This window comes from Mycobacterium sp. NGS33 (genome assembly GCF_059812885.1).
This window is the reverse complement of record NZ_JCALDN010000002.1, coordinates 682,509-705,503: the sequence shown is the minus strand read 5'-3', so window position 1 is coordinate 705,503 and position 22,995 is coordinate 682,509. Positions and strand designations below refer to the sequence as shown.

The following is a 22,995-nucleotide window of genomic DNA, read 5'->3' as shown; positions in this document are numbered from 1 at the left end:
CATCAGGTGTACCTCAGCTTTTCTGGCCAGATGACTTCTGCGACGCCGGCTGCGGCGACGAGCCCAGCAGATACTCGTAAGCCCTCAACACAGAATCTACTGTGTCGCCTAGTGCCCCGATCGCTGCGTTGTGCTTGCGGCACAGGATGCCACGGACCTTCCCCGTCCTGTGGCAGTGGTCTACGCAGATATCGTCGGACTCGCCGCATATCGCGCAGCTGTGGTTGTAGCGATCGAGCAAGGCTAGATACTCATCCCACTCAAGCCCGTACCGATTCTTAACTTCCCACTTGCGACCGTAGTGTGTCGCCTTCCGGTACCGGCGTTGGTATTCATTTACCCGCTCCTGTGACCCGTCCTTATCCTTCCACCTCTGCCACCTTCTCCTGGCTCGCTCCCTCTTGCACTCTTCGTCAGGGCAGAACTTCTGGGTGGTAGCCGCCTTCACGAAGGGTGACCCGCAGACCTCGCACTCCAAATCAGTTCCAAGAGGGATCGAGACGGCGTAGGACGCCTCCTCAGCCATACCGCTGCCGATACCCTTCGAGTTGCTCTCGCAGATCGTTGTTTTCGATCTCAGCAAGTGCCAGCTCCGAGATGACCCGGTCCTTCTCGATGTCGAAGCGCTCAGCTTCATCTACCGCCTGGTGAAGCCTGCGGGTTAAGTCGGCGAAGCACCCGTGCAGCGCGGTGATCCACGCAGCGTCATCTTCCCGGACGTACTGTGCGATGTACGTCTTATTCTCCCCCTGGTCGACTGCCACGATGCTGAAGAGGTTCAGGTCCGTGCCGTCCACGTCCTCGCAGTGGTCCTCTTCCGGCATCCAGTAGGTGTCCTTGGCTCCTGTTGTCTTGCTCCACCCTTGGTAGAGGGTGGAGAAGAAGTCGATGTCGTCGATGGTCATACTCCTTCGTTAGTTGTCAAGCTGGCTTCAGCAGGTAAGGGTCCGTGCAACCGGCACGGTCCTCCTTTTTCAGATACAGCGATCCCCAGGACCGCCCTCCGACCTCGGGGTCGGTTCCGATGTGAACCGGTCCCATGTCCTCTGCCATCAGCTCCGCGATGCGCTGAGCACCCCAGTTCGCTTTCCCTTCGGGAATGCTCACCAAGACCTCGTCATGGATGGGAAGACGAAGGTACGGAGTGAATCCCGCCTCGTGCAGCCGAACCAGCGCCTTGCAGGTCACGTCCCGAGACGTGGACTGGATAAGGTAGTTAAGAGCGCTGTACGCCCTGTCCTCGTCCACCGGCAGACGCCGGCCCATCGGGGTGACGATGTACCCGGTCTGGGTAGCTTCCCGCTGCAGCTTGGCGCTGAGCTTCTGCACACCCGGGTAGGTCCGATCGAAGCCGTCGATAACGGCTTTCGCTGCGGGGAAGGTGATCCCGGCAGAGGTGGCCAGCTTCGCTGCCCCGCCACCGTAGACCTTCAGGAAGTTCGCCCTCTTGCCGACATTACGGTCGACGCCGGCAGCATCCGCTGTCAGTTGATGAAGATCAGCATCGTTCTCGAACGCCCGGATCATCGTCAAGTCCCCAGATAGGGCTGCAAGTACCCTTAGTTCCTGGGCTTGGTAGTCGACACTGGCGATTACATGCCCCGGGTCTGCCACAAAACACCGGCGGATCATCCAGTCGCCCGCTGGCAGGGTCTGAGCTGGAATACCGGTAATGGACATGCGGGCAGTCCGCGCGCGAAGCGGGTTGATAGAAGCGTGGCACCTGTTCTGCGCGTCCCTCTCCTTGAGGAACGTGTCCACCCATGTTTTCCTCCACTTCCCAGCCTTCTTCCCCTCGATGACAGCCCTGCAAAACTCCGCTAGACCCTCGTCGTAGTCGTGCGCCAGGTCGTCGGAGCTGGCAAATTTAGATAGCAGGTCGTCGTCCACCTTCCGCCTACCGGAAGGAGTCCGACCGACGATCTTCACGCCGAGTGATTCGAGCACGTCGGCTACCATCTCCGTCGAATTGACGTTCTCACAGCCGAACTTGTCGGCTATCTCCTTGTTCAGGCTCTCTTCGTACTTCAGCCTGTCCGAGAGCTTCTCGGTGTACTCCACGTCCAACAGGAACCCAGTCCGCTCCATGTAGGAGCAGACCTCAGCGAGCTTGTGCTCGTAGGGAATAAGCTTCTGCGAGACGCTCGGCACGAGCGGGGTCAGTTTCTGCGACAGCCTCGCCGCCAGGATCGGGTCCATCCCGGCGTAGAGCTCGTAGTGCGGGTCGTTCAGCGGGACTTTCTTCCATACGTTCGCCTTAGTTGTCTTGTGCTCCTTGGAAAGATCTGCCATCAGAGTCTTGACGTTGTCCGCTACCTCCGCGTCGATGTAGACGCGGGTCAGCTCCTCCAGCGAGTGTCCGTACCCGCCTTCGTCCTTACCCCTGGGGTCGATCAGATGCGCCAGGATGCGGGTGTCCGTGACCTTCGGCCACATCTGTTCCATCGGGACGCCCAGCGTCCTCTCGAAGACCTGAAGGTCGTACGAGGCGTTGTGCAACACAAAGCCCTGGACCCCTTTAAGCGCCAGCCGAACGTCCTCAGCGAACCGGGGACCCTTCTCGACCGGCACTACCCAGGCTTCTGTCGGAGTACCGAACTGGACTAGACGGCAACGGAACTTGTCGTCGTAGATGTCCAGTCCGGTGGTCTCCGAGTCCAGACCGAGGAACCGAAGGTGGCCACGGATGAAGTCGCGGAAGGGTTCCAGATCCTCTTCCGTCTCAACGACGTTGATCTGAACCAGTTCACCAGCCACCACATGCTCGTGTACCTTCATGCTGCCCCTTAGTCGAATTCGTTGCGTACGACGCTTGCCGCTGAATAGACGCGCATCACCGTGTCCCGGTGGGTCACGGGGCCACAGACCCCGGGCTGGGCGGTGCCGTCAGCTCTGAAGCGCGCCGCCAGCAGGTTGTGTTGCCACGTAGAGAGGAGCCCGATGTCACCGCCTAAGTTGACTGTCGCGTCGTCACTCGCCGCGCTGTACCGCACGGTGCTTTCGTCCACCGTGGCGATCTCCTGCATGAGTTCGATTGCGCGTCGGCGCAATCCGACACCCTGGACATCCACGGGGAGTGCTTCGTCCCGAGGAACGGCGATAATTACTTGAATCCTGTCAGCCATCAGAGACCTTTCTTCTTGTGGTATTGACCCCGGATGATTCGGGAGATCGTTGCGGGGTTGACGTCGAAGGCACGAGCCAGATCAGCGTTCTTCCAACCCATCCGGCTGTGCTCGCGGATCTCTCGCACCTCGCGCTCAGTCAGCTTCCGGTTGTTGTTCGGGCGGTTGGGGCCTGTGCGAGACAGGCCAGCGTTGACCCGCTCTGCAACGAGCTCCCCGAACTGAGCTGCCTCGCGCAGCTCCGATGCCATCTGAGACGCAAGCTGTGCCTTCAGCTCGTCGTTCTCAGCGACCAGCTTGGCTAGCGTCTCCTGCGTCTCCGGTCGGTCTTTGTCTGGGATTCGGAGGACGCCAAGGACCTCCATACCCAGCCACAGCCAGAACCGGAACAGCTCGGCCATCAGTCGATCCACCGACTTGTCAATCAGCTTCATGGTTTCCTCTCAGAAGTTTGGTGGGAGGGGGCCTTCGCCCCCATCCCGTTACGTGTCAAGTCGCGCTTGCAGCGAAGCTGCTGCGCTTTCGCGCCGGAAACCTCTGGTTTCCTAGCACCGCTCAGAAGAAGACGGGCTTCTCGTCCGAGCCACGCGGGGGCATCCAGCCCTGCCACGGCTTCCCGTTGCTCTTGCCGACACCGGACTTGTAGACCCAGCCATCACCGGGGCACGGAGGCGAGCCGGCAGGCGGCTGCTGAGCCGGCGCAGGCGCAGCCTGGCGAGCAGGAGCACCCTGCGAGGGCTTCCCACCACCGAGCTTGGCGAAGTGCTGTCCAGCCTTCTGGGACTGCTCCATGACCGCAGCGAGCAGGGTGGCGTTCTCGCCGGAGATCTGCTCGTGAGCGTCCTGCAGGTCCTTCGCGTGGATGACGATCCACGGAGCGTCAAACCCAGTACCACCCTTGAACGTCAGGACAACCTTGCCTTCGTCCAGCGGAAGCAGGTTGGGCTTGACGTCCACCGAGACAGCCCCGATGGACTTCTTGGCGGGAGCCTTCTTGGCCGGTGCAGGGGCCTCTACGGGCTCCTGGGTCGGCTCCGACTGAGCCTCGTCCTCGGGGGCGTCGGCGAAGGGGTCGAACTCTGTCATGTAGTTACCTCTCTTGTTACCTGATCGGGCACGAGTTGCCCGAGCATTCTTCTGAAACACCGTCTGCGACGGCTTTAGCGGTGGCTGCTTCGTACTCAGCCTTGGTGATTCGTTCGTACGGAGACTGCGGCATCGAGGACTCCGGAAAGATGGTGGCTCCCTTGAGGAGTCCACCGAACTTGGTGATCTGCTCCGCCACCAACGCAGGGTCGACACCCTGCTCGACGTTGGCTGTGAAGCTGACGGCGTTGTCAGCCCAGCACATCTGGTACATCGCCTGGAAGGCGAGCATCTGGTTCAGTGTCAAGTCGTCAGCAGACTCGACAATCTCCTCTGCCTGTTCCCGGCCCCAGATCGCCTCTACAGCCTCCAAAAGACTGTCCTTGGTAGGAATGGTCACCACGGACGTCATAGAGGCGTACAGGTCGTCCTCGACCTGGAAGCCCTTCCGTGCGTACTCCACCGCAGTCAGGAGCTGATCAGAGTCGTGCTTGGAGAACCTGATCCTCCGGTTGAAGTACTTCGAGAAGATCGGGTGGATACCCTCGGAGACACCCGGCATCTTCGAGATGGTTCCGGTGGGGGCTACCGTTCTCTTCTTGACCGGCACCGGGATTCGGAGCTGGTGGCAGTAGTCTGCCGCCGCTTCGTCAACCACGGAGGCCATCTCCCGCAGGTACGCGGTGAACGACCTGTCAGCAGGTGTCTCGGAGTACTTCCGGCCGGTCATCGCCAGGAACGAGGCAACCCCGGTGTGGCCCACGCCGATTCGTCGGTTACGGTCCAGCACCTCTCGGGACTTCTCGTCTGCCACGTCGGAGAACGTGGCCCGGATCAGGAACCGGGTCATCAACTTATGAGCCCGGAGCAGGTCGAGCATGTCGACCTTCCCGTTATCCCGGACGAACGCCGCCAGGTTGATGTGCCCGAGGTTGCACGGCTCCCACGCTTCGAGCGTGATCTCTCCACAGGGATTAGTGCAGATAACCTCGTTCGGCTCACCGACGTTCGACAGCGACGAGTCCCAGAACCCCGGCTCCCCGTTGTTCACCATGCCCTCGGTGATCCGCTTCAGGATCTCCGGGGCGTCGCCGGTCCCGTGGTGTGGCCCCCGGACCAGAGACCAGAACTGGCTGTCGACTTCGACCGAGATGTTAGTTGTCCAGTGACAACCGCTGTCCCGCTTGATCCGCAGGAAGTCGTAGATCTGATGGTCTTGCCAGTGCATCAGGGCCATGCGAGCAGACCGGCGAACACCACCAGCCACCACACACTGCGCGATGGCGTGGTCGATCTCCATCGCGTCCAGCCCGGTTAGGCGCTTCCCCTCGTAGGCTAGAGAGGAAAGGACACCGTTAACGTCCCGCAGCATCTTGGCCAGTGGTAAAGGCCCGGACGCTGTTCCACCGAAGGTGCGGAGACGACTTCCCGCCGCCCGCACACGAGACACGTCGTATACACGGTGAAAGTTCTTGACCTCGTCCCGGTAGTGGGTGTCGATGAGGTCGGTGAGGGCAGCGGCCCATCCTTCACGGGAGTCCTCAATCTGGTAGGAGCCCACCCAATCCGAGTGGTACTGGTTGGACAGGACCCCAGCCTCTTCTAAGGCCGCGTAGTCGGGATGCTCTGGGTCGCAGACGATGTCGACCAGAAGGTCCTGCGGGACGATCGGGTAGTCAGCCAGGAAGCTGTTGGAGTAGTTAGCCCCAACACCGCCGCCTTCCATCAGGCGCATGAACGTGAACTCGAAGTGCTCCGACACCTGGTCGGTCCACCCTGAGACCCAGCAGTTGAACAGGTGCTGAGCACCTTTCACACCCGAAGCCCACAGATGCCGTCCAGCCGGGATGATCTTGAACTCCGTCATCAGACGGATTAGCTGTTCCTGCTCTCCATCCAGGTGGTAACGGTTATCGACAAGTCCGAGATTCCCTTCAACAACTCGCTCCACGGTGTCCGGCCAGGACTCTTTGGAGCCGTCTGGCTTGGTCCTTGAGTAGGTTCGCTCGTAGACGAGCTGTCCTGTTGGTCCCCAGTTGATCTCATCCGTTGTCACGCATATCCTCTCGTGTATTCGCCTCCGCAGTAGGCTTCTCGGTCCTCCGCTGACCAGTTCTCGATCAGCATCTTTTTTTCATAGGGGAACAGATCAGGGGTGATCTGATGCCGGTACATCTCAGACCGGCCCATCCCGTTGAATTTCGCATCGAAGATGTTCTGAATCACGGCATAGACTCTTCGGAGTAGTCGTCCTCCAAGGAGTTTGCGTAGAACTTCTCCTGCTTCTTGATGGCCCGCATGTTGTCGTCCCACACCGGGACGGCAGACCGTGGGCCTCTGTCGACCCACCCGTTCCCGAAGTTTTCTTTCATCGCCAACCTCCTTGGTGGTTGTATTCAGACCCTTCCCATCCCTCGTAGTCGTTGTCGGTGATGGCGCGGGCTTGTGCGTTGGGGATGACCTTCCGCATCTGCGCGTCCTGCTCGGCGTACTTGCGCCTGGCGTTGGCGTTCATCGCGTCGGTAAGCGACTCGATGGCGCGGGTCAACATCACCTGCCGGGCACCCTCGCTTGTCACACCGTCGATGTAGCGCTCGGCGATGACAGATTGGTAATCCGGCTTCAACGACCCGATGGACTCTGTGATGTCCGATACCGCTTCGTTCCAGTGAAACTCGTCGGACGTCAGGATCTTGTCCCTCAGAATCTGCTTGACATCGGCCAGCGAGTACTTGTAGTTGCCCGAGTAGTAGGCGTAGTCGTTGCGCTCTTTAGACGCGATCTGATGGCCTACCCCGACGATCGCCCGATACTGTGCCTCGCGGTCCATGTCGAGGATCTTCTCCACGGAGCCTGGGGTTTCCAGCAGCCGCACATAGATCCCTTGCTCTACGTCATCGGCTTCGATGACTCCCGGCCATTGGAAGGCAACAGATTTGGCTGCTCTCTTGATCGGCCTTACAAGTTCCTCCACGTATCCCTCTCGTGTAGGGGAGGGGCCTTTCAGCCCCGTCCCGTTATCTGTCAAGTCGCTAGCAGACGAAAGTCTGCGGCGCTAGCGACTGAACTCTGTTCATCGAGTCAGACCTCCCAAACGTGGCCGTCTACCGTGAACCTGCCTCGGTGAATCGGAACTAACTCCGGGTGGACGTGCTGCCCGTCGATGGTCAGCACAGCGAACCCGAGCTGCCAGTTTCCAGTCCCGCCCTTGAGATACGCTGCTCGCGTCTGATCCATCAGATGCCCAACCTCGACTCCGGTGACCTGTTGGTTGACGTTCCCGCCGAATCCGTAGGTCTGAGAACCGATCCCCTGGCGATGGGTGTGTCCCATCACCACCGAGGCGTTGAACTTCTTAGCCGCGTTCAGCGCGGTGTTACCCGCGATCCTCGACAGCGAGATCTGACCGAGATGCCCGTGGGTGGTGATCCACCCGGTGGCGATCTTGTTGAACGCCGGCAGCAGCTCCACACCGAAACCGTCGAAATCGAGAAGCGTTTCCATGTTGAAAGCGCCTGACTCCGCAAGGGCGGGAGCGTACTTGGCTAGGTACTCCCGGGGGCGTAGGTCGTGGTTGCCCTCGTGGATACCGACAGGCCCGTCGTAAACGGCCCTGAGAGGCCCCAGGAACCGGCGTTTGATCTGTTCCGAGTCCTCGAAGACCGAGCCCTCGAACTCTGCTGCGGTGCCCTTGCTCCACCTAGATGGCTGAGGGAAGTCAGCCAGATCACCTATGTGGATGACCTCGTCAGGCTGCATATCTCCGATCGCCTGGATGACGGCCTTGAGTGCTCTCCTGTCATCGAACGGCATCTGGCAATCGGGAACTATAAACAGACGCTTACTCATGTGTACCTTTCTTCAAGCGGCGGGCCTGAAGTGCGTTCATTCGCCGAGGATCTCGGTGAAGGGAGCGACGTAGTCGTACTCCGAGAGGCTGGAGGTGTAGTACGCCGGCTTCCCCAGGAAGCCCCAGCCGACGCCCCGGGGGCCGTCGTAGTAGACCCACACGTCACCCTCTTCGTCCACGACGCGGACGTCGTGGGGGACATCAGCCAGCGACCCCCATACCCGGGGGATCTGCTTCTGCAGGTCTCGGAACCCCTTGATGTGCTCGTCCAGTTCTCCCCGGTCGATGTCGTGTGGGAACGGCCCCACCGTTCCCGGGGGGCCGGTGATGGTGAACGTCCCACCCACGGCCTGGACAGGCTCCTCGTAGATCCTCTCGGCCACCCCGGCGTAGCCGCCGATGTCGACGTTCGAGTCACGGTGATAACCGGTGGTTTTCATCCGAGACTGCTTGAGCTGCTGCATCATGTGGCACACGTCCAGCGGCGTGACCTCCACGCCGAGGTACGCCGACCACAGCGCAGCGGTGTGCCCGATGTTCTCCCTCGGGTGGCCGTAGTCCTTGTTCCGCTGCCCGTGGATAATCCGTTGAGCCTCTTCGAGAATCGACTCCATTTGTCTCTCTTTCGTTAGTTGTCAAGTTAAACGGCTCAAAAGAGCCTGCTTGCCCTGTGAAACCACCAGATCGTTGACATCAGAACCTGGTGGCATCGGAATCACCTTGGCGTTGAACAGCGAAGCTGCCACTGTGTTGGCGAAGTTCAACCCCGCCTCGTCCCCGTCAGCGAGGATGTACACATCCCGATAACCCAGGAAGGGTTCTCGGAAGTGGGGTTTCCACGCTTGTGCTCCGGGCACCCCTACCGTGGGGATACCGCAGAGAGTCGCTGTGACAGCGTCGATCTCGCCTTCGGTGATGGCGATCTTCGAGCTGTCCCCCAGGAGCGCCAGCGTGTTGTACAGCCGGGGTTTGAAGCCGGCGACGTCGAGGTACTTACCCCCTTCGTCCTCCCGCATGTGGAGCTTGCGGAAGCGGATCTTCACGACAGACCAGCCCAGGGGCTGGGACCAGCGTATGTAGGGGATGGCCATCATCCCCCGGTAGAGCTCATGTCCAGGGAGTGGATCTTCCACGTATCCCAGTCGAAACGGAACGACCTTGTCGTTGGTGGGGAACAACCCCCTCGTCCGCAAATACTCTTCGCCCCGGCTTCCGACCAAGCTCGCGTGGTACCGCTCCGTCGCTGCCCTCAGAAACTTCCTCTGCGAATCTGTCAATCTCTGCATCAGTTAAACCCTTATGCTCCTTCAGAATCCTCCTTGCGCTACCAGACACCGAACAAGCCAGGCACCGGAAGGCGTTGTACCGAAACGAGATGCCGGCGCTGGCAATCCCATCCCCGTGAAACGGGCACAGACATTTGACCCAGTCCCTACCGGTATCCCTCGGTGGCTCCCACCCGGGGTAGATGCTTTTGATTGCCCTGACGATCAGAAGGCCGTCGTGCATACGCAGTCTCCGTACCGCTCGATCTCGTACTCGCACGCCTCGTACGCGGGGACTTCCATCTCCTCTAGCATCGGTCGCGTGTAGGCACTTGCCCTGCAGTAGGGGTCATGCAGGACCCACTCAACGTCCTGCCAGTACTCCTCCGACTCAAGCTCAAACGGGAGGTGCATCTTCATCCTCGTTAGTTGTCAAGTTTCCGGCCTCGATAGGAGCGATCCGCTCTCCGAGAACCTGAACTGCTGGCGGGTTCTTCAGGTACTCGATGCACCTCTCGAAGAACTCGATCTGATCCCGAGCGTGACCCAGCAGGACGTTGTCCCGCTTGCACAGACAACCCCGGATCACCCCGGATGAGTGGTCGTGGTCTACGGCCAGCCTGCGGACGGCTCCAGTAGCTCTCTGGCAGAGAGCACACTTGCCACCTTGGTAAGCCTTGATCCGCTCGTATTCCTCCGGCAGCAGGCCGTACAGAGCCATCAGACGGCGTTCCCACGCGGTGTCCCGCGTAGCAGTCCTCTTAGCCCGGTGGTGGGTGGCACACCGACTACCGGGCACCGGCTTTCCGTTGCGGACTACCGGCTTGCGGGGGGTGGTGATCCCCTCCTTGCGGCAGTCGATGCAGGCTACTTGTCCAGCCATGCGAACCCGAAACAGACGAAGATGAACATCACGAGGCCGAGCACGGCGTAGGCGTCGGCGGTCATCGGTCCTCGGCTTTGTTGGCTGCGGCCAGCCACCATGAGGCGACCGTTCGAGCTTGGGCAGGTGTCAATCCGTCCCATTGGTCATAGACGAGACCATCGTGCGCGTATACGCCACGCTCTCCTGCGATGTCGGAATCGGATGGGCCTCCATTGAATCCGTAGCCTTTAAGATCTAATTCGGGCTCATCGGTGTAGCTCGGCTCCGGTAGTTCCACGATGGCGATACCGGGCAACGACAACAACATGTCAGCGAGACGATTACTCTGCGGGATTTTGATGCCCGTAGCCTGTAGTGCCTCTGCGAGGCGTGCGCGAAGATCGCTCATGCTGCAACTGCCTTGGCTGCGGCCAGCACTTGGTCGCCATGCCCTGCACCAATCATCTCCAGCGCAGTTCGGCCACCGAATCGGACCTGCTTGGCCTGAAGCCAGATACGAACACCCTCCGGCTCGTACACCTCCGCCAGAACCGATTCGACTGCACGCAGCTCATCAGCGGTGCTTGGCCAGCGGTTCGGGTTCGCTGCCATCAGGAACTCGGTCACCTCTTCGTGCTCGCTCATGCTGCATCTCCTTCATCGTTATCTGTCAAGTCCAAGGCGTCATTGATGACGCTGAGAGCCAGCTCCGGGTCGGAGATCATCCAAGAATGGAAGCGACCACCGAGTAGCCTCAGCCTGGCCCCCGCCACCTTGGCGGCGCTCCATGCGGCATCCCTCGGCACAATGCCATCCAGTGACCCGTGGACCACTACGGTTCGGACGTGTCCTCTCAGAGCTCGCAGAGCGTCCTCGGAGCTCCCGTGCATCACCGCGTTGATAGCCCTCAAGATGCCGGGGCCGGATACGGAAGATGTCAAGCGGGAAATGAGGCTGAGACGCTCCCAGAGCGTCCTAATCGAGCCGGCCTTACGGGCATCCCCGAGGATGTCCCTAACCCCGCCAGCGAGGAACTGAGCCCCGCTACGGAGCCTTACAGACTCGTGGAACTCCCGGCCTACCGCTGCATCGAGCAGGATCAAGGCACGCACCCACCCCGGATGCATGGCTGCGTACTCGGCGGCAACCCACCCGCCCATGGAGTGGCCAACCAGAACAGGCTGTCGATACTCAAGACCGGGAATGGTCCACGCTGCTTGGAAGATAACCTCAGCCATGTCCTTGACGGTGTGGCCCCACGGCAGCGAGTCGCTGCCACCGTGGTCCGGGCAGTCGAAGGCGAAGACGTGAAAGCCGTTGTCGGCTAGCAGCTCCAGCATCTCGGTGTAGGCTGCTGCGCTGACCGAGAGCCCGTGCAAAAATACAAGGGGGATACCAGACCCGCCCTCGGTGACGGCTACTCGGAAGCCGTCAGCCGTCAGGATGGTGTATTGCTTCATAGGATTGTCCCTCCTGGGCTGTCAGCTCCCCGGCAGTCGGAGCTGTACCGGACGAAAGCCTCACGCCGGAACGAGAAGAACACGACGTGGTCTATCTCCCCGCGCATCCACGCGAGGACTAATTCCTTCGGGTGCTTGCCATCAGCTCTCATCAGAACACCCAGACCTTTCCGTCTAGTGAGGTAGCGATCTTGGCGTCTACGCCGTTGCGTAGCGCCAGCAGCCAGATAGTCTCGGCCTGCTTCTTGCCGAAGGGACACAGGTGAATCCCGCTGCGCGGGTAGCGGACTGCGTACTTCATCGGATGACCTCATGCGGTTGATACACATTGGAAAGTGCCCAGCAGCGAACGAACTCCCCCGGACATGCAGCCTCGGACAAGAACACCACGTAGTCGCCGTTAGCTCTGGTCCCCCAGTGGTGTTTGTTCACTTGATCCATCGCCGTGCCATCAGGTCGACGTTCTCGTCGGAGACGTTCCCGGCCAGAGTCGGGACGGACACCGGAACTTCCTGCAGGGTCCACACACCCTTCTTGTCCCGTCGCTCTCGAAGCTCGGTGCGGGTGGTGGTCTTGTTGGCCAGGAGACCCGAGAGGATCTGCTGGTGAATCACATTCGCCTTGCGGGGCATGGCGCTTGGCAGCGGAGCTGCCGACGCAGAGCGACCTTCTTCGATGGTCGCGTTGTTTGGGGTGATGGCCATGTTCTTTCCCTTTTCGTTAGTTGTCAAGTTCGATGCCCGAGTAGAGGCCTTACGTCAGCCGCCGTCGCAGCAGTACATTTGCGTGCAGACGTGCTTTGGCGTCGCAGTTCTAACCCGGTTGACTGCATCGAAGATGCGGGCCAACGTGCTGATTGGGTCACTATCGTCGTATCGGGCCGACATCAACGCTTCAAGCGCCACGCTACGTTCAGCCTCGTTTAGTTCAATCGGTTGTTGCATACGACCTTCCTTTCTTGTGCCGTTACGAATGTGTCTGAAAATCTTTGATAGTCATGCTCTCCCCGATGAACTCCAGAGGGGCGAACGACAGACCAGACGGGTCTCCGTTGCCGTCTCTGTCTTTCACCGTGGAGACGTTCAGCCTGTCCGGGCCGAACTCGGATTGGACGCGGTGCAGCGTCAGCACCAGCTCCGGGACTCGGGTGATCTGACCCTTCACCCCGCCGAGCGGGATCGGGATGTTCCCGTCGTTGTACTTCCCTTGGACGTGGTGCAGCCCGACGACGAAAGCGTTTGTCTTTCGGGCCATGTCGTGGAGGTAGTCCATCATCGCCTCAAGGCCTGAGAATGGGTCGTCCTCGTCCCCGCTGATGCCTCGGACGTTGGTGATGTTGTCGATCACCACCATCGACGGGAAGTCTCCGTAGACCTCGTCGTACGCCTCTAGCGACGTCTCGATCTGGTCGAGCGAGGGTGAGGCGTCGTAGCCGAACCTCACCGGTATCCCGTTGAGCTCTACGCCGGCATCCCCGAGGTCTCGTGAACGGACTTGCTTCTTCGACGCTTCCATCGGAATCCCGGTGTGGATGGACACCATCCGGGAGAGTTGGGTGAACGGATTCGAGTCCGCGCTGAAGTAGAACGTCGGTACCCGGGATTTGACGACGTAGGTCAGGATGAACCCCGACTTGCCGATACCGGGTGCAGCACAGATCAGCCCGAGCTGACCGCGCAGGAACCTGGTGGGCAGGGACTTCCACACCTGGGGCAACGGATCTCCCGCGCTGCCTTTGATTTCGAGGCTCTGTAAGACGGTGTAAATAGTTTCACTCCCTGTCTAAATCGTTGTGGGAGTACAACTCCAAACGCTTCTGTCTCACAACCTCCGCAGCCTCCTCTATGGTCTCGTAATCCTTGAAGGTGTGTAGCTTGCCGTTATGCCTCACCTGTGCGCGCCAGCGCTTTCGTTTGCCTACCCAGGTGACTCCCCTGACGCCGGATCGCCCCAACCCTCCCTCTGGGGTTCGATGCTCTTGGTTTTGCTTGTTGGTTACTGCTCTCAGATGCTTGGGGTTGATGCAGGCGGGCACCCTGCATATGTGGTCAACCAGCCACCCCTTCGGTATAGGCCCAACGTGTAGTTGGTAGGAGATGACGTGTGCGCCAAGTGTTTTCCCTCCAATTACGATGGCGCCATAGCCATTTCCGTTATGCCCCCGGGTCCATAGCTCACAGGGGCTGTCCTCAGGCGTCATGGGTTCCTCTCGTTAGTTGTCAAGTCGAGCTCAGAAAACCTTGGCGCGGCGGATGAGCACCTCGTCCAGCGCGGTGTGCCTAACCTCCCGCCCTCCGTCTAGGACGAACACAAAGTCGGTGAGCATACGGCGGATGCTGACGACAGCACCGCCTTCGGCTACCAGCTCGTCTCCCACCACGATCTGCCGTGCCCGGACCATCTGCGACGGTGCGGCGGAAGCACCGACGAGCTCCCGGCCGGCGCGGGCTGCTTCGCCTTCTTGGGTCAGCGCCGTGCGGAGCTGGCTGACCACCCGGGGCTGGCTGAGCTGGAGCACCTCGGAGATCTGCGACCCGGTCCAGCCGGTGCGGTACATCCGCAGCAGCGCAGCGGTCTCGTGGGTAGCCGGTTTGCCGTGGGTACCGATGCTGAGGTCTTCCAGTATTGCCCGTTCCTCCGGGCTGTTGAGGTCTGTCATTGTTGTCTCCTGGAGGGGGCTGTCGCCCCCGTTACGTGTCAAGTAGCGGTCACGCAGAAAGAGCGCCACAAGGCGCAGAAAACCCACGGGCTGTTCCCCTTTCGCCGATAAGATGGCCTTACGTCAAGTCTCATTGATTGCTGGCCGGAAGTACGTGCAGGACCGAGAGTCGGGGCAGTCCTTGCAGCCGTGAAGCGTCTGGGTGTAGAACTCGTGTCGACTCAGTGCGTGACCACACTTGCAAATACCGCACTGTGTCATGCGGATAATCCTCTCGTCTTATGAAACCGCTTGCACTCGAAGCACCAGGACGCCAGTAAGTGGAAGTCGGCCGACCAGAGGCGGATCTTCTTGCCGCCCTCTGGTGTGCCGCATGGCCCGTCTGGGGTGTCGATGGTGATGACGCTGCCGTTCGGGTCTTCTGTGTTGATGATCTCGCGCATGTTCGCCCTCTCACCGATAATCAAGCGATATGTCAGTCATCGCTGCCTCTGGATCGCAGCTCTCCCATAGCGAACCCAAAGTCCACTAAAGCGTCGTAGTAGGCGTCCTCGATGCGAGCCTGAACACCGTCCCAGCCGAGCCAATCCGACTCCTGCGTCCCCTCTTCGTAAGGGTTACTCATCGGAGCCATCCGGCCAACGATGGTTGCCGCCGCCGTAACTCGGCCCCGGGCCGTTGAACGGGGCCTGCCCGTCGAGGCAGTACCCGCTGTAGTCGGGGAAGGGAATCCACTCCCCCGAGCTGTAGCAGTAGGCAGGTTCGGCATGAGCTGGCGGTGCTGTCAGCAGCAACACGAACGTGATGTCGAACAGCAGCTGGGCAATCCCGAAGAACCACACGGAGACGTGGATAGCCCGAAGCCTGCTCATGGTTTCACCCCCGGAGGGGTGGGCTCGACGCAGGGACCCGTGTTTGGGTAGTGGGCCACGATGCAATCCCGGCACACCGGGTTGTTCCAGACCGTGTCTCTGCCGACCACGCACGCCGGAGGGTCCGCGTGAGCGGACGGGGATGGCACTAGTGTCACTAGAAGCCCAATGCCAACCCCTGTCCAAAGTCCTAATGTCCAATAAAACAATTGCTTCATCTCTTACCTCTCCTGTGATGTGTCAAGGAACTAAGCTAAACGATAGGCGCAGGCATCCGAGACATCACAAAACCGACAAGAATCCTCTGTCGGCTTCGGGTCGAAGTTCTCCGATTGGATGTTCGCCTCAAGCTCGTGGAACGCCTCGGTCACCTTCTCCTTCGTCCAGTCGGTGAGATCGTATGGATACGTAAGCTTTCCGGCTCTACCCATCCAGTAAGCACCTACAGTCGGACGCTCAATCCCGTACGTCTCAGCCAGAGCCAATGCGTAGACACCAAGCTGGAAGTCATCACCAGGCTGGTTGCCCGATTTGTAGTCGACCACCACGACATCGCCACTCTCAGCGAGGATCACAACGTCGATGAAACCTCGAACCTGAACACCGTCCAGGTCGATGTCGAACCCCAGCTCAATACCTGGGGTTCCATCGGGGGCCGTCCAGACGTCATGTCCTGGGGAGTTGCTGACCCAGGCGTAGAACCTCTCGATCTGTTCCATCCCAAGCTGATACCTCCGTGGCAGATCCTTCTTGGCCCCGTAGGGGCCGGACCGAGACCACCACTCGAAGTTCGGGGTGATCTCGGTGTAGCCGGCTACCTCTTTGGCGTACTCCACCCCGAAAAGGGCCTGAGCTTCCTCTAGGGGCATCGTGAACCCGCTCCGGGCTACAGCCTCGAACACGGTGTGTTCCGCGCTTCCCTGGGGAAGCCAGGCAGCAGGACGCTGCCAGGCTCGCTTAACCCTTGCTAGATACCAGGAGTAGGGGCATTTCCGGAACTGGTTGTACTGGCTGACCGAGAGGGAGCGCTTAGGGTCAAACGGGTCGCTCACCTGAAGCCTCCAACCGGGCATAGAAGCGGGCTGTCTCGGCCTCGTGGTGCATTCCGGGATCGACCTGAGTCAGCAGCCAGTCATACACCGCTGACGCCACAGCTGAAGCATCCTCGTCTTTGGGGTCCATTCCGTACCTCTCAGTGTGTGTGCAGCGCGCAGATACGTTCCATCTTCTCCGGGAGGTGCTCGGGGAGCACCAGATCACCCCAGTTCTTGAAGATGTCTACGAACGTGTGCTGCTGCGGGCTGGGCGTCTGCCGCTGGCCTTCCGGGTGCAGCAGCGCAACGAAAGCTTGTAGTTTCCCGCCGATTACACCGGGATCGGGTATCGAACCGTCGAGAATGACCTCGACCTCAGACCGGGCCATCAGATCCGCCAGAGGCGCGTACATCGGATCGGTATCACGCACCAGAGGTATCCGCCACATAATCAAACCTTGCGATGTCTCCAGATTCACGGTCTGGGCGAAGGCCCATCCTGGTTCGTTGAGTCTGGTGACTGCATCGGGTAGGTTGAGGGCCTGGGCCATGACTTGTAGAGGCACTGGATCACTCTCTTTACGGATCGGTCAGCGGTAAACGCCATATCATTCTTCCTTTTTCAGTTAGACGGGTGTGCTTGTTCACCCGGATGAGTAGGTCGCCGTCAGACTTCCTGCGCTTGCGGTAGGCCCAGCCCCCTACGGGGCTGACGCCTTCGATCGGCGGGATGTTCGGGTCGAACTCCACGACGAGGTTCTCGTCCCGAAGCTTTCTGTACCACCCCCGAAGCCTCGACAGCTTGTCGTGGCTCATCCCGATTCCGTTAGTTGCGACGTACTCGCCGTGGTCCCGAAGCCTTTTGAACGGGCCTGTGTTGCCCATCCTTACCGGGACCTGGAACGGCCATTCCTCCATGACCTGCTCACGCGGAGTGAGCCGGCCACCGTACGTGTGCTTGATCCACGAAACATACTGGCGGGTCACGCCGTACATCTCCGCGATCTCAGATTGGTTAAGGCCCTTGCTTTTCAAGGCCTCGATGATGGCAAGCGTCAGCTTGTTGTTGCCGTCCATGTTTTGGTCTCCTGTCGGAGATTGGGTGTCGTTCAGTGCGGCACCTCACGTTAGTTGTCAAAGTGTTATTGGTCAAGGTGACCAACCCCTTTCCCAGGGCCGTTCATAGGCCCGGTGACCCCGTCGGAAGAGTATGCAAATTGTTGCATGGGCAGAGTATTGTACCACCCGCCGACATCCGGGGGCGGTTTCCAACTCTTGGTATGAAAAAACTCAAAATGCCTGATCAGAGTAGTTAAGATACTGGTTGGAACTGCCCCCAGCCGGGGTCGAAACCCCGGCTTTCATTCCTATGAGAGCGTCTCTCTCGACAGCCCGAGCCGAGCCGCTAGGGCGTCTCGATCCTCGGGTGAGTGACTTCGGACACCCTGTCTTGAGCCGTCCTGTGTCAAGGTGTTCATCTCTTTTTCTCTTTTCTGTTGTGTGGCGACGCCCGTGTCGCCGTTGGTTGGGTCTGAGAGCCGATGGCTCAAGCCTTACGTCAGGTGGTGATGTTCCGCCTATACGACGCAGGGACCTCTTCACCAGCCTCTCGGAGTAGCCCTACTGCGGCCCGATCAAGGGTGTTTGCCTGCGCCCTTAGCGCGTCAGCACGGTCGACCAACAGGGCCGCTCGCTCACGTACGTTCATGTCTTTCCTCTTCATGTCTCTCCTCTGCCGATAACGCCGCGCTACGCACGGTTCTCGCAGGTGAAACAGCGGCGATTCCACCCCTGCTCAACGAGCCTTCGCGCTTGCTCAGTCGGAGATTCGATGGCGAAGTTCGCTACCTCAATCTCGTGGGCAAGCTCTGTGATGGCCGCTTCGATCTCGGCGGCTTCTGCATTCCGGTCCATGTTTGCTGTTCAACCCTTTCTTAACCACACCCGCGCGCGTTGCACGGAGTGCAATGCAAAGGGGGCAGCGGCTTTAGCCGCAACCCCGCCAGGTGCAATGGAATCCGGGGTGATCCCTTCGTGGAATCCTCTGGTCGTCATCGCTTTTGTTGTCGGTGTCTTTCTTGTGGTGCGGGAACCAACGCGGGTCGTCCTTCTCGTGGTCCCGGTCGTCAACGTCGTCTTTCTTATCGAGGTTGCACGTCGGTAGGTCACCGTGGAGCTCATGCCACCGAGAGTCCGACTCTCGTGACTCGTGGTGCTGGGCAGCGTGTTCAACGCTGCGGTGGGCACACAAAGGTTGAGCACTAGCGTCAGGTGAGTTGCACGACACAGCAAGTAAGCCGATGATGAACAGCCAGAAGGCTATCCATGACTTTGTCATCGTCAAACCTCTTGTATTACATGGTGTACTGCGGTAGCTAGATCCACCCCGTGTAGGACTGGCAACCACTCGTCCGCTGTGTGTCGGTAGACGCTGACCGTGTCTCGGTTGCTGTTCCACCAAACGATTCGATAGTCGCTGTGCGCGTGTCGATACCCGTAGCCAGTAGTCCACCAGTTCAATTCCAGCTCGGTGTCGATATATGCCATGCTGCTCATGTCAAACCTCTCTTAGTTCAGGTAGCCGTTAGCGGCTAGGACTTCGTACGCAACCGAAGCCGGCTTGCGCCCGTTGTCCCAGGCGTCTCGATACGGGTAGTCGGTTAGGTCGTCAGCGTCGAAACCTGTTATCAGCCGGATAATCAGGTTCACATCCTGCTTCCATGACTTGAAGGTCATCATGCCTCCGTTACCTGTCAAGCCTTTCGCGGTAGGAAACTGGCCGGGATCATCGGCCAGTCATTCATGTCTTCGTCTAGGTAGTCAGCGGGTGAACCTGAGTAGTCGAGCACCGCTGTGTATTCGTCCTCGGGGTCCATGTCAGACCTCTCTGCGACGTCGACCGCCAAGCAGACCGCGCCACAACGCTGTTCGATGTGACATGCCTGTTGATCGCATCAGCTGGTTGAACGACTCGACACGATCCCTTTCAGCGGCGAACCTCTGCGCGATACGCGCAGGGCCTGTCAGTTCGCCTTCCAGGTTGATGATTTCGATCATCACTATGCCTCTCTGTGAATTGTCAAGTCTCGTTACTTGAGAGCTCGCGCGGCTTGGGCGCGGCGAGTTCGTTCCTTTGCACAGGCTGATCGGCGGACACGTTGCCGCCGTTCCTCCGATGTCTTCTTCTGGTGGCAGTCGTGGCATAGAACCTGGCACTTCTTCAGCTCCGCATCTCGGCGAGCTTGAGACCAGCTCCAAATCGCGCTGTGTTCCTTGCTTTCTGGGATGATGTGATCCAGCTCAAGCCTTTCAGCGGACCCGCAATGGGCACATAGCTTGTCCGCAAAGTACGCAGCCCTGCGGGCAGCGATCCACTTACGCTGATAAGCCCGCATGGTCTCTTTGTCGTAGGAACTTGGTCGGTATGGCATCGAACGTTGCCTTTCTCAAAGTTTGTGCCCCCGGCGCGAATCGGACGCGCCACCTGTCATGTCTCAGAGTCCAGTGAGTCTCCGAGGGGAAGATCAGGCAACCATTGGGGGCGGTCTATTCAGTTGGTGTAGGTAACTGAGCCGTCGCCGTGCCGGTAACCATCGCTTGGCTTCCAAGCCTCGCAAGGCCATACCTTGAAAAGCACGCCGCCGTCGTCGTAGCAGCCGGCTGGTACTCCGTTGCTGTTGCCCGGGCCGCAGACGCGGTTGCCATCGTCAACACATGACCAACCCGGTTCGTCTTCCAACGGCTCATCAGCCAAAGCTTTAGCCGTGTCCGCCATGCCGAAGAAGATCAGCGATGCCGCAGCGATCGCCTTAACCTTGCCTGAAACCATGCCTTTCCCTCTCACTTGACGCGGACGCAGCGCGTACCGCGTAGGACGAAAACCTTGCCGTCGATGTAGACGCGCATCATGCCTCACTCTGTTACGTGTCAAGCTCTAGGCGATGCTCAAGCCCATAGCGCCAAGCGCCATGAGGATGAAGAACGTCACGAGAACGATCACGAGCGTCATTGCTCGTTCACTTCCAATCACAAGCGGCGCACCATGTCTTGGTGCTGCCTTGAAAGATCGCACGCCAGGCGGTTCCGTTATCGCTACGAACGCATTCGGAGGTCTCTTACCTGATCTGACCTGACGTGCTGGTGGATAGCCAGGGAATCGAACCCTGGTGTCGTGATGCCGCCATCGCTTTCATGCACCCGTTTAAGGGGTGTCTAGTCGCGATGCGCCAGACAGAGGCAACGCGATCATTCCATCGCACCATGCCTATCCGGTTCGGCAGGCCAGCTCCCAAAATCAAGCTGACACCCGCCTCTGAGAAATCTATGAACAACGAGCCCCTAGCCATCTCGAACCGGGCCTTACCGGCGATGAAGGATTTGCACTCCGGTCGGGGAAGCTTTCGCCACGCCGTCTGCCGAAGGTCTTGCTCGTTTAGTTGTAGTTGAAACCTATCATCTCGGACGTTAGTTGTCAAGTCTTGTGATCCGGTTGTTTGCATGTCGCCTGTGCTGCTCTCAAACCCGCTGGCTAGGGTTCCCCGAACGGACTTTCGTCCTGATCTGACTTGCCTGTCCGCTATTTAGTTGTTCATCGCAGACGCTACACCGAATGGTGTTACGTGTCAAGCACTATTCCCGAATTAGTCCGCTCCCACAGGTAGGGGCCCGTATATAGGGGGGTCGTATATAGGGCCTGTATGGGGCTGTGCTGTACGTGGTGTGCAGGGCTAGGCCCTGGTGTGGGTAGGGCCTAGTACGTAGGGCACAGGGGCACACAGGGGGTAGGGCACTAGGCAGGGTGTGGGTGCAGGGGTAGGGGTAGGGCATGGGGTGTGTTGGTGCATGGGCAGCACCGGGTGTGCAGGCATGGCAGGGCACAGCGTGGGGTGTGCACCGGGTGCGGCGTGCCGGCGCAGGGGTGGGTACCCGGGTGGGGTACCCCCGCCCCCGCACATGATGACCGGTAGGTTATGCGCCACCGACCTCCTGTACGGGTTTGAAAGTCGATAAGCCCAGGTCAGAGCCCTAACAGGCCCCGGGAATCGGCGCACCAGGCCCTCGGGGGGCCTGATGAGCCCCTGACATTAGGTAGTAGGTGTATTTTTTGGAGCTCCCATACTCGCTGTGAGCTTAATCACAAATAGAGGTGTCTGTGTATGGAACCCGAAAGACATACACCTACTACTTAGTGAGGGGGTAAAGAGATATTTGAGGGGTTTGGGGAGGGGGTAAGGGGGTGGGGCAGTCGCGCCCTCAGGCGCTCCCCATAGAGCCGCAAACTGCGGCTCGTGCATCTCCGTGTCGGAGATGCCCTCGGAGCCGTAAGAGCGAAGAGGGCATCACCCCGGTAGTCCGTCTTCTGTTCTTGGTCGAAGATAGATCTATCTTCTCCCGCGAACATAAGAACGTCCTACCACCCCTGTAAACCGCTGCTGACCTCTGCGGATCAGTAGAGCCCCTGGTGACTAGCTATCACGCGAGGGGCGTAACCATGCCCGCAGAATGGAGAAAACATGCCCTGTACCTGGGTAAACCAAGGTGAAAGTTGCTACCAAGAGTCGTCTGTGGCGGCGAATCTGGACCTCTGTCCAGATCATCGCGAGATTATGAGATCTCGCTGGGATTCGAAAGGGAAGCAGGCGATCCTGAGGGCGGTCGACTACCACCCCCTTGAGTCGTTCCCAGGAATCTGCTACATCGTGCTCCTGCCGAATGGCAACTTGAAGATCGGATACTCAAGCACAGAGCAGCTCTACCAGCGGAGACTCCGCAGCCTCTCAAAGCGGCAGGGTGCCCCCGTCATACCGCTTGCGAAGATCCCAGGTGGGTTCGTGGCTGAGACGGTCTTGCATGAAAAGTTCCGCAGCCACAGAGTCCCCGGTCCGGGAGAGGAATTTTCCTACTCGCCAGAATTGGCAGAGTACATCGCGAGCGTGCGATGACCTGGAACACCACCTCACGCAGGCGAGCCGAGCTACCACCGGACTGGCCGGTGATCCGCAGCCGGGTGCTGCGGGATGCCAACTACCGGTGTGCCAAGCCCGGGTGCCCTAACCGGGCGACCGATGTCGACCACACAGGCGATCGAGACGATCACAGCCGCCTTCAGGCGCTGTGCTCGGATCACCACAAGTGGAAAACCTCCAGACAGGGTGTAGCCCAGCGGAGGAAATTAGCAGCCCAGAGGAAACGACCACCGGAACGACACCCTGGAACGCGATAAGCGTTCTGATGGCGTCGGCAGCGAGTCGCTGCCTAGCTGGGATGAGATAAGCGGCCTGGGGCCGCTTTTTTTATGCCCAGGAGGCAAAAATGGCTGGAGGACTTACTGGTCCTATTCCGAAGCGATCCGAAGAACGTGTTAGGCGTAATGCGCCCGACATGGAAATCGACAAAGTGACCGCGATCGGTCCCGTCGCAATTCCCCCGCTGGGAATTGTCGACCCTCACCCTATGGTGACAGAGCTTTATGAGTCGATGAAGAAATCGGCGCAGAAGAAGTATTACGAGCCAACGGACTGGGCTTTCGCCAAAGTGACGTTGCACTTTCTCAACAAACTGCTGTATTCGCCGAAGCCGAGTTCTCAGATGCTTGCCTCGGTGCATTCCATGCTGACCTCGCTCCTGCTGACCGAAGGCGACCGCCGTCGAGTCCGCATCGAGGTCGAGCGGAACGCGAGCGCCGGCGATGCAGCCGTCGTTCCCATCTCGGCCCTCTACCGCCAACGGCTGGACGAGGCCGCAAACCGGGGCTAGCCAGAAGCGCTGCCCCGAATACG

At 59.6% G+C, this 22,995-nt stretch carries 31 protein-coding genes; 2 read left to right on the top strand and 29 right to left on the bottom strand.

Annotated elements, in window-relative coordinates:
• Nucleotides 1-13: 13 nt before the first annotated feature.
• The 29 genes from AC5Y5B_RS07385 to AC5Y5B_RS07245 form a co-directional block, all read right to left on the bottom strand.
• Nucleotides 14-526: an endonuclease domain-containing protein gene (locus AC5Y5B_RS07385; protein WP_500004725.1), complete on the bottom strand. Its 513-nt coding sequence runs from the start codon at nt 524-526 to the stop codon at nt 14-16.
• Entirely contained in the window at nt 519-905 is a 387-nt protein-coding gene (locus AC5Y5B_RS07380; RefSeq protein WP_500004723.1) for a hypothetical protein, read from the bottom strand. The genes AC5Y5B_RS07385 and AC5Y5B_RS07380 overlap by 8 nt, the downstream gene beginning before the upstream one ends.
• A 16-nt stretch (nt 906-921) precedes the next feature.
• Nucleotides 922-2,778 (bottom strand): DNA polymerase, encoded by a 1,857-nt coding sequence (locus AC5Y5B_RS07375; RefSeq protein ID WP_500004720.1) that lies wholly within the window; start codon nt 2,776-2,778, stop codon nt 922-924.
• A gap of 8 nt (nt 2,779-2,786) precedes the next feature.
• Nucleotides 2,787-3,125 (bottom strand): protein GP44, encoded by a 339-nt coding sequence (locus tag AC5Y5B_RS07370; RefSeq protein ID WP_500004718.1) that lies wholly within the window; start codon nt 3,123-3,125, stop codon nt 2,787-2,789.
• The gene (locus tag AC5Y5B_RS07365; protein WP_500004716.1) at nt 3,125-3,559 is read right to left on the bottom strand and encodes a helix-turn-helix domain-containing protein; all 435 of its coding nucleotides are present in this window, start codon (nt 3,557-3,559) and stop codon (nt 3,125-3,127) included. The genes AC5Y5B_RS07370 and AC5Y5B_RS07365 overlap by 1 nt, the downstream gene beginning before the upstream one ends.
• Before the next feature lie 121 nt (nt 3,560-3,680).
• Nucleotides 3,681-4,211 carry a D29-gp49 family protein gene (locus tag AC5Y5B_RS07360; RefSeq protein ID WP_500004714.1) on the bottom strand — a complete coding sequence of 177 codons (531 nt, stop codon included), beginning with the start codon at nt 4,209-4,211 and terminating at the stop codon, nt 3,681-3,683.
• A 16-nt stretch (nt 4,212-4,227) separates the two neighbouring features.
• Nucleotides 4,228-6,267: a ribonucleoside-triphosphate reductase, adenosylcobalamin-dependent gene (nrdJ, locus tag AC5Y5B_RS07355; RefSeq protein ID WP_500004712.1), complete on the bottom strand. Its 2,040-nt coding sequence runs from the start codon at nt 6,265-6,267 to the stop codon at nt 4,228-4,230.
• A complete protein-coding gene (locus tag AC5Y5B_RS07350; RefSeq protein WP_500004710.1) occupies nt 6,264-6,437 on the bottom strand; it encodes a hypothetical protein in 174 nt (57 codons plus the stop codon). Before AC5Y5B_RS07350 ends, nrdJ begins: the two co-directional genes overlap by 4 nt.
• Nucleotides 6,438-6,579: 142 nt before the next feature.
• On the bottom strand, nt 6,580-7,185 hold the full coding sequence (locus AC5Y5B_RS07345; RefSeq protein ID WP_500004708.1) for a hypothetical protein: 606 nt from the start codon (nt 7,183-7,185) through the stop codon (nt 6,580-6,582).
• 107 nt (nt 7,186-7,292) lie between these two features.
• Nucleotides 7,293-8,024, bottom strand: coding sequence for a metallophosphoesterase (locus AC5Y5B_RS07340; protein WP_500004706.1), 732 nt, complete (start codon nt 8,022-8,024; stop codon nt 7,293-7,295).
• Nucleotides 8,025-8,096: 72 nt separating this feature from the next.
• On the bottom strand, nt 8,097-8,675 hold the full coding sequence (locus tag AC5Y5B_RS07335) for a DUF6378 domain-containing protein (RefSeq protein ID WP_500004705.1): 579 nt from the start codon (nt 8,673-8,675) through the stop codon (nt 8,097-8,099).
• Nucleotides 8,676-8,696: 21 nt separating this feature from the next.
• On the bottom strand, nt 8,697-9,239 hold the full coding sequence (locus tag AC5Y5B_RS07330) for a toprim domain-containing protein (protein WP_500004703.1): 543 nt from the start codon (nt 9,237-9,239) through the stop codon (nt 8,697-8,699).
• A complete protein-coding gene (locus tag AC5Y5B_RS07325) occupies nt 9,169-9,570 on the bottom strand; it encodes a CHC2 zinc finger domain-containing protein (protein ID WP_500004701.1) in 402 nt (133 codons plus the stop codon). Before AC5Y5B_RS07325 ends, AC5Y5B_RS07330 begins: the two co-directional genes overlap by 71 nt.
• Nucleotides 9,571-9,723: 153 nt before the next feature.
• Nucleotides 9,724-10,047, bottom strand: coding sequence for an endonuclease VII domain-containing protein (locus AC5Y5B_RS07320; RefSeq protein WP_500004697.1), 324 nt, complete (start codon nt 10,045-10,047; stop codon nt 9,724-9,726).
• A gap of 223 nt (nt 10,048-10,270) precedes the next feature.
• Complete coding sequence (locus AC5Y5B_RS07315) at nt 10,271-10,600, bottom strand: hypothetical protein (protein ID WP_500004695.1); 330 nt, start codon at nt 10,598-10,600, stop codon at nt 10,271-10,273.
• Nucleotides 10,597-10,836, bottom strand: a complete 240-nt coding sequence (locus AC5Y5B_RS07310) for a hypothetical protein (protein WP_500004692.1) — start codon at nt 10,834-10,836, stop codon at nt 10,597-10,599. The genes AC5Y5B_RS07315 and AC5Y5B_RS07310 overlap by 4 nt, the downstream gene beginning before the upstream one ends.
• Nucleotides 10,833-11,651: an alpha/beta fold hydrolase gene (locus tag AC5Y5B_RS07305; protein WP_500004690.1), complete on the bottom strand. Its 819-nt coding sequence runs from the start codon at nt 11,649-11,651 to the stop codon at nt 10,833-10,835. The genes AC5Y5B_RS07310 and AC5Y5B_RS07305 overlap by 4 nt, the downstream gene beginning before the upstream one ends.
• A gap of 151 nt (nt 11,652-11,802) precedes the next feature.
• Nucleotides 11,803-11,952: a hypothetical protein gene (locus tag AC5Y5B_RS07300; RefSeq protein ID WP_500004688.1), complete on the bottom strand. Its 150-nt coding sequence runs from the start codon at nt 11,950-11,952 to the stop codon at nt 11,803-11,805.
• Nucleotides 11,953-12,079: 127 nt separating this feature from the next.
• Entirely contained in the window at nt 12,080-12,355 is a 276-nt protein-coding gene (locus AC5Y5B_RS07295) for a hypothetical protein (protein ID WP_500004686.1), read from the bottom strand.
• Nucleotides 12,356-12,617: 262 nt separating this feature from the next.
• Nucleotides 12,618-13,358: an AAA family ATPase gene (locus AC5Y5B_RS07290; RefSeq protein WP_500004684.1), complete on the bottom strand. Its 741-nt coding sequence runs from the start codon at nt 13,356-13,358 to the stop codon at nt 12,618-12,620.
• Nucleotides 13,359-13,422: 64 nt separating this feature from the next.
• Nucleotides 13,423-13,851, bottom strand: a complete 429-nt coding sequence (locus AC5Y5B_RS07285; protein WP_500004681.1) for an HNH endonuclease — start codon at nt 13,849-13,851, stop codon at nt 13,423-13,425.
• 30 nt (nt 13,852-13,881) lie between these two features.
• Nucleotides 13,882-14,310 (bottom strand): hypothetical protein, encoded by a 429-nt coding sequence (locus AC5Y5B_RS07280; RefSeq protein WP_500004679.1) that lies wholly within the window; start codon nt 14,308-14,310, stop codon nt 13,882-13,884.
• 257 nt (nt 14,311-14,567) lie between these two features.
• On the bottom strand, nt 14,568-14,753 hold the full coding sequence (locus AC5Y5B_RS07275; RefSeq protein WP_500004677.1) for a hypothetical protein: 186 nt from the start codon (nt 14,751-14,753) through the stop codon (nt 14,568-14,570).
• Between the two features lie 174 nt (nt 14,754-14,927).
• Entirely contained in the window at nt 14,928-15,182 is a 255-nt protein-coding gene (locus AC5Y5B_RS07270; RefSeq protein WP_500004675.1) for a hypothetical protein, read from the bottom strand.
• A 248-nt stretch (nt 15,183-15,430) separates the two neighbouring features.
• The gene (locus AC5Y5B_RS07265; protein ID WP_500004673.1) at nt 15,431-16,234 is read right to left on the bottom strand and encodes a RecB family exonuclease; all 804 of its coding nucleotides are present in this window, start codon (nt 16,232-16,234) and stop codon (nt 15,431-15,433) included.
• Between the two features lie 140 nt (nt 16,235-16,374).
• The gene (locus AC5Y5B_RS07260) at nt 16,375-16,767 is read right to left on the bottom strand and encodes a hypothetical protein (protein ID WP_500004671.1); all 393 of its coding nucleotides are present in this window, start codon (nt 16,765-16,767) and stop codon (nt 16,375-16,377) included.
• Between the two features lie 28 nt (nt 16,768-16,795).
• On the bottom strand, nt 16,796-17,293 hold the full coding sequence (locus AC5Y5B_RS07255) for a helix-turn-helix domain-containing protein (protein ID WP_500004669.1): 498 nt from the start codon (nt 17,291-17,293) through the stop codon (nt 16,796-16,798).
• A 910-nt stretch (nt 17,294-18,203) separates the two neighbouring features.
• Nucleotides 18,204-18,554, bottom strand: a complete 351-nt coding sequence (locus AC5Y5B_RS07250) for a DUF7199 family protein (protein ID WP_500004667.1) — start codon at nt 18,552-18,554, stop codon at nt 18,204-18,206.
• A 1,212-nt stretch (nt 18,555-19,766) separates the two neighbouring features.
• Nucleotides 19,767-20,045 carry a hypothetical protein gene (locus AC5Y5B_RS07245; RefSeq protein WP_500004665.1) on the bottom strand — a complete coding sequence of 93 codons (279 nt, stop codon included), beginning with the start codon at nt 20,043-20,045 and terminating at the stop codon, nt 19,767-19,769.
• 1,684 nt (nt 20,046-21,729) lie between these two features.
• On the opposite strand from AC5Y5B_RS07245, the gene AC5Y5B_RS07240 reads away from it, so the two are divergent.
• Nucleotides 21,730-22,158: a GIY-YIG nuclease family protein gene (locus AC5Y5B_RS07240; RefSeq protein WP_500004663.1), complete on the top strand. Its 429-nt coding sequence runs from the start codon at nt 21,730-21,732 to the stop codon at nt 22,156-22,158.
• 370 nt (nt 22,159-22,528) lie between these two features.
• Nucleotides 22,529-22,972, top strand: a complete 444-nt coding sequence (locus AC5Y5B_RS07235; RefSeq protein WP_500004661.1) for a phage terminase small subunit — start codon at nt 22,529-22,531, stop codon at nt 22,970-22,972.
• Nucleotides 22,973-22,995 lie beyond the last annotated feature (23 nt).